This is a genomic window from Erwinia sp. PME.40.26/001 (genome assembly GCF_055556675.1).
On sequence record NZ_JBVHNP010000244.1, the window covers coordinates 1 to 262 of the forward strand.

At 72.5% G+C, this 262-nt stretch carries 1 protein-coding gene; it reads left to right on the forward strand.

Annotated elements, in window-relative coordinates:
* A partial coding sequence (locus tag ACZ3HG_RS24030; protein WP_465334926.1) for an efflux RND transporter permease subunit occupies window positions 1-262 on the forward strand: 262 nt, incomplete at both ends.

A 262-nucleotide genomic window follows, 5' to 3' on the forward strand; every position in this document is an offset into this window, starting at 1 on the left:
TCGAGCGCTTCAATCGCAACGACGGCGCCGGCCGCGTCAACGAGGGCGAGGAAGCGCTGCTGGTGCGCGTGCAGGGCCGGCTCGAATCGCTCGACGACATCGGCGCACTCGTCGTGCGCGCCGAGGGCACGGCGATGGTGCGCGTGCGCGATGTCGCCACGGTGCGCATGGGTGCGCTGACGCGGCTTGGCGGCGTCACCCGCAACGGCGAGGGCGAGACCGTGGAAGGCCTCGTGCTTGGCCTGCGCGGTGCGAATGCCGG